The sequence below is a fragment of the Dietzia sp. DQ11-71 genome (assembly GCF_014144995.1).
Classification (GTDB): Bacteria; Actinomycetota; Actinomycetes; order Mycobacteriales; family Mycobacteriaceae; genus Dietzia; species Dietzia kunjamensis.
The window spans coordinates 1-4,656 of sequence record NZ_JAALDT010000370.1 but is presented as its reverse complement, the minus strand read 5'-3'; the positions used below and the strand labels follow the sequence as shown (position 1 = coordinate 4,656).

The 4,656-nt window shown below is 69.6% G+C and carries 6 protein-coding genes; 3 read left to right on the top strand and 3 right to left on the bottom strand.

Annotated elements, in window-relative coordinates:
• The coding region (locus G6023_RS12825; RefSeq protein ID WP_182635861.1) for a LuxR C-terminal-related transcriptional regulator at positions 1-628 on the top strand (628 nt) is incomplete at its 5' end.
• A gap of 78 nt (positions 629-706) precedes the next feature.
• Positions 707-1,327 (top strand): SGNH/GDSL hydrolase family protein, encoded by a 621-nt coding sequence (locus G6023_RS12820; RefSeq protein WP_182635860.1) that lies wholly within the window; start codon positions 707-709, stop codon positions 1,325-1,327.
• On the opposite strand, the gene G6023_RS12815 is transcribed toward G6023_RS12820, so the two are convergent.
• Complete coding sequence (locus G6023_RS12815) at positions 1,324-1,725, bottom strand: DUF6157 family protein (protein WP_096905916.1); 402 nt, start codon at positions 1,723-1,725, stop codon at positions 1,324-1,326. The two genes, G6023_RS12820 and G6023_RS12815, sit on opposite strands and share 4 nt — an antisense overlap.
• 116 nt (positions 1,726-1,841) lie before the next feature.
• Between G6023_RS12815 and G6023_RS12810 the strand changes: the two genes are divergently transcribed.
• Positions 1,842-1,985, top strand: coding sequence for a hypothetical protein (locus G6023_RS12810; RefSeq protein WP_167457923.1), 144 nt, complete (start codon positions 1,842-1,844; stop codon positions 1,983-1,985).
• A 1-nt stretch (position 1,986) separates the two neighbouring features.
• Here the strand turns inward: G6023_RS12810 and G6023_RS12805 are convergent, their stop codons facing one another.
• Together G6023_RS12805 and G6023_RS12800 are read right to left on the bottom strand one after the other, a co-directional pair.
• Positions 1,987-2,940, bottom strand: coding sequence for an L-lactate dehydrogenase (locus tag G6023_RS12805; protein ID WP_069389173.1), 954 nt, complete (start codon positions 2,938-2,940; stop codon positions 1,987-1,989).
• 83 nt (positions 2,941-3,023) lie between these two features.
• Complete coding sequence (locus tag G6023_RS12800) at positions 3,024-4,304, bottom strand: DUF2254 domain-containing protein (RefSeq protein WP_069389172.1); 1,281 nt, start codon at positions 4,302-4,304, stop codon at positions 3,024-3,026.
• Positions 4,305-4,656 lie beyond the last annotated feature (352 nt).

Below are 4,656 nucleotides of genomic sequence, written 5' to 3'. Positions count from 1 at the left end.
CGCCGGACAGTCGACCATCGAGGTCGTCGGCGAGGCGGGCTCCGTCGCCGAGGCCGTGACCGGCATCGACCGGGTGCGTCCCGACGTGGTGTTGCTCGACGTGCACATGCCCGACGGCGGCGGCGTGGCCGTGCTGCGGTCGGTGCTGGGGGCCGACCCGGGCGGCGTGGCCGATCCCGCCCGCGCCCCGGAACCGACCTTCCTCGCGCTGAGCGTCTCCGACGCCGCCGAGGACGTGATCGCCGTGATCCGGGCCGGCGCGCGCGGCTACGTCACCAAGACCATCACCGGCGAGGACCTGGCCGACGCCGTGTGTCGGGTCGCCGACGGGGATGCCGTCTTCTCCCCGCGACTGGCCGGGTTCATGCTGGACGCGTTCGCCCGCGCCTCCCCGGGCCCCGCCGATCGTGGCGAGCCCGTCCACGACCCCGAGGTCGACTCGCTCACCCCGCGTGAGAAAGAGGTGCTGCGGCTGCTGGCCCGCGGCTACACCTACAAGGAGATCGCCGAGGAGTTGTTCATCTCGGTCAAGACGGTGGAGACCCACGCCTCCAACGTCCTCCGCAAGACCCAGCAGTCCAACCGGCACGCGCTGACCCGCTGGGCGCAGTCCCGGCACCTGGACTGATCCCCGCGGCCGGCCGGCCGGAGTGACTTCTCGACCGGTCGGCTCCGCGCACCCACCCGGACCGATAGCGTGACCGGTATGAGCGAACCGCGCGACCTGCCCGTGTGCATCATCGGTGACTCGTTGGTGGCCGGATACGGCGATGACACGGGCCGCGGGTGGACCGCGCACCTGATCGAGGCCGGCCCCGCGGCCGGTGTGCACATCCACGCCGCGGTCGCCGGGATCGGCGGGGACACCTCCGAGATGATCCTGGCCCGCTGGGACGAGGTCGATCGTCGGCGGGCCGCGTTCCCCACGACCGCGGTGATCGCGGAGTTCGGCGTCAACGACGTCATGGAGCACGAGGGTGCGTTGCGCGTCGACGAGGCGGGCACCGTCGCGGCGCTGCGCGGAATGATCGACCGGGCGCCCGAGGGGCGGTTCCTCGTGGTGGGGCCGCCGCCGGTGGTGTGGGACGAGGTCAACGAGCGTATCGCCGCCCGGGCCGAGACCATGGCGCAGGTGTGCGACGAGGCCGGGGTGCCGTTCGTGCCGACCTTCGACGTGCTGCTGGCGGGTGGTCAGTGGATGCGCGAGGTCGCCGCCGGCGATGGCGCCCACCCCGGGCCCGGCGGGTACGAGCAGTTCGGCCAGGTGATCTCCGGTCCTGTGCTCGAGTGGTTGCGTCTCCTGCCGGATGTCGAGCCGGGCTACTAACGGGAACTCTTCATGGCGGCCCTGACCGTCACCGTCGGGTCCGCCTCGAGCTCGGCCACGCGCGTCGAGTCCATCGGCAGCAGCGCGATGCGCCCGTCGGAGTCGAAGTGCAGCGCCCAGCCGTAGGTCTTGGCCAGCGGGGAGGTGCGCAGGCACGGTTGGCCCGTGGAGAAGAACCGTTCGCGTTCGGCTGCGCGGTCGACTTCGGCTATGTCCTTGCGCTGGCAGTACACGTCGAATATCAGGTCATCGCTCGTCCACCTGTAGTCCTCGCCCGAGAGTCGTTCGTACTGCAGCTCGGCGACCGACCCCTTCCCGGAGGGCGGGGCGGTCGCCGCCACGGCCCTGGTGTCCGGGGCGGGCAGGATCAGGGTGTCGGTGTAGTGGGTGGTGTGCATTGTGCGCCTCTGTTCCTGTAGCGGTCCCGGGTGTCCGGTCGTCCCGGCGGTGAGGTGATGGTCTCCGGTAACCTGATTCTCGTCGTACGCCCCGTACGGCGGCAGGAGGATGAATCATGACGAGTCCGCAGAACCCTGACCGTGTCGGCGAGCATTCCGAGGAGCCCGCGGACAAGGCCCGGTACGACCACGACGACGCGGTCGCCGACGAGTGGGGTGACGAGTCCTTCCCGGCCAGTGATCCCCCCGGCGCGCTCTGAGTCAGCGCAGGATCTCGAACTGTTCGGACACCGCCCGCAGTGCACTCGCGCTGCGGGCGAACTGTTCGCGTTCGGTGGTGTCGAGCTCCAGCTCCACCACCCGCTGGACGCCGGTCCGCCCGATCACCGCGGGCACCCCGATGAAGATCCCGTCCTGGTCGTACTCGCCCCGCAGCAGGGTGGAGACCGGTAGCGAGACCTGCTCGTTGCGCAGCACCGCCCGGGTGATGCGGGCCAGCCCCATCCCGATGCCGTAGCTGGTGGACCCCTTCGAGTCGATGATCCGGTAGGCGGCGTCCCGGGTCTCGTCGAAGATCTGCGTCAGACGTTCCCGCTTGGCCGGGTCGCCCGCCAGGTCGCGGCGCAGCGGCACCCCGGAGACGTTGGCGGAGGAGAAGACCGGCAGCTCGGTGTCGCCGTGTTCCCCGATGATCGAGGCGTGCACGCTCATCGGTGCCACGTCGTAGTACTGGCCCAGCATGAACCGGAAACGCGCCGAGTCGAGGATCGTGCCGGAGCCGATGACCTGCGCGGCGGGGAGCCCGGAGTAGCGCCACGACGCCTGGGTGAGGATGTCGACGGGATTGGTGGCCACCAGCAGGATGCCGTCGAACCCGGTTGCCATGACGTCACCGACGATGTTCTCGAACAGCGTCATGTTCTTGCCCACGAGGTCGAGGCGGGTCTCGCCGGGTTTCTGGGCTGCGCCGGCGCAGATGACCACCATGGTGGCGTCGGTGCAGTCGGCATAGGTGCCCTCGGTGACGAGGGTGGGGGAGGGTGCCCACACGACCCCGTGGTTGAGGTCCATGACCTCTCCGACGAGTTTGTCGTGGTCGATGTCGATGATGGTCAGATGGTCGGCCAGTCCCTGGTTGACGAGCGCGTAGGCGTAGGCGATACCCACGTCCCCGGCGCCGATGAGCACGATGCGATTCCCGACGGAGGCCTTCATGCCCGCAAGGGTAGAGGCGTGGGGTCGCCGCCCGGAGGGTATCGGAGGAACGTCGGTGGGCCCTGCCGTTTGGCTCGGCCCCGCTATCCGGCGGCGTCCAGTACGGCGCGGTGACGACGCTCGATGGTGATCCGGTCGTCGGCGTTGCGGGTGGCTTCGAGGGCGTCGTCACGGAGCTTCGTGGCGTGGTGGGTGAGGACCGCACGACGGTCGGGGTCATCGAGGACCTGCGTCGCGACGGCGAGGACGTCGAGAATCCTGATGCTGACCGCTGGCGCACCCGCACCGTACTGCCGCATCTGGTCGAACATCGTGGCGACGAGGCCGGCGAAGTCGGAGGTCGCCACGACGAGGCGGACCTCCCCGTCCCTGGCGTGCACCCCGGTCGGCCATTCCCTGTCCTCGAGGGTGCACAGGGCGTCCCCGAAGCGGTCCACGACGTCGACGGCGGTGAACGGGTCGTTGGTCCCGGGGCTCAGGGCACGCGTGCCCACCTCGGCGAGTAGACGGACGGCGTGCTCGACATCCTGGTCGCGGGTACGGGATTCACCGACCGTGAGGGCGGGCATGATGCCCTCGGGCAGGGTGGGGACGGCCTCGGCCACGGGGGAGTTCGGATAGAGATAGTCCCCGGGTCGCACGAGGAGCCGGATCGTCGTCCCGGTCTCGACGGCGAGTTCGACGAGCCGCCCGTGGTCGACGAGCTGCAGGTAGCCGCCCTTCTCCACGAGGAGAGTCTCCGCGTCCGCCCAGAACTCCTCCTCTGGTGGGGGCAGCACATCGCGGTCCGGATCCGTCAGTTCGGTGGCGGTGAGCAGGGAGGAACGTAGATCCGTGGTGAGGAGGTTCACGACGCGGGTGGTGTTGATCGACCCGGTGACGTGGCCGATGAAGTACACGAGTGCGCTGATGCACCCGAGCGCCAGGATGAGGGCGAGGGTGACGTTGTACTGGGGGACGAACGGGGTCCCCTCGTCGCCACCGGTGACCGTGCGGAGGCTGTAGAGGCTGAAGGCGAAGGTGGAGATGAAGACGCCCAGTGTGATCTGGTTGCCGCGGTCCTCGGTGAAGTTCTGGAGCAGGCGCGGCCCCATGGTGCCGGCGGCGTAGGAGAGGGCGGCGATGGTGATGGAGAAGACGGTGCCGCCGACGCCGATCGAGCTGCTCGCCACGGCGGCGAGGATGCTCCGGGAGCCCTCCACGCCGCCGCCGTAGATCCAGGAGGCCGCCTCGTCACTCGTGCCCGGGTTGGTGGACAACCACGTCCCCAGGTGGGCGAGGCCCAACGCGACGAGGGTCATCACGGCGGGGAGAAACCAGAAGCGGCGGCTGATCTGTCGGAGTCGGAAGCGTAGTCCGGCCATGGCTGTCCTCTCTGTGGTGGACACAGCGTAGCCGGTGGGTCCGACGGTGAAGCGCGTTCCGGCCTGTCGAACAGGTGTTCTTGCGCGATGTCGTACCCGTGGTGTTCACTGATCGCGTACTCGAAAAGCCATTCGATCAATGGTCTGTCCGGCGTGTCGGACCCGGTGGGAGGTGGGGATGATGGTAGTGGCGACGTCACCTGTCGACCTGTCCGGCCTCGGCCGGGAGGAGCGTGTCACGGAGCTGCGTCGCCGCCTGGCCGCGATGCCCGGCGGCGGTGCACCCGCCGCGGTTCGCGCCCAGGCCCCGGCAGGGCCGGCTTCGGTCGTCTCTGCGCCCTCTGCTCCGGCT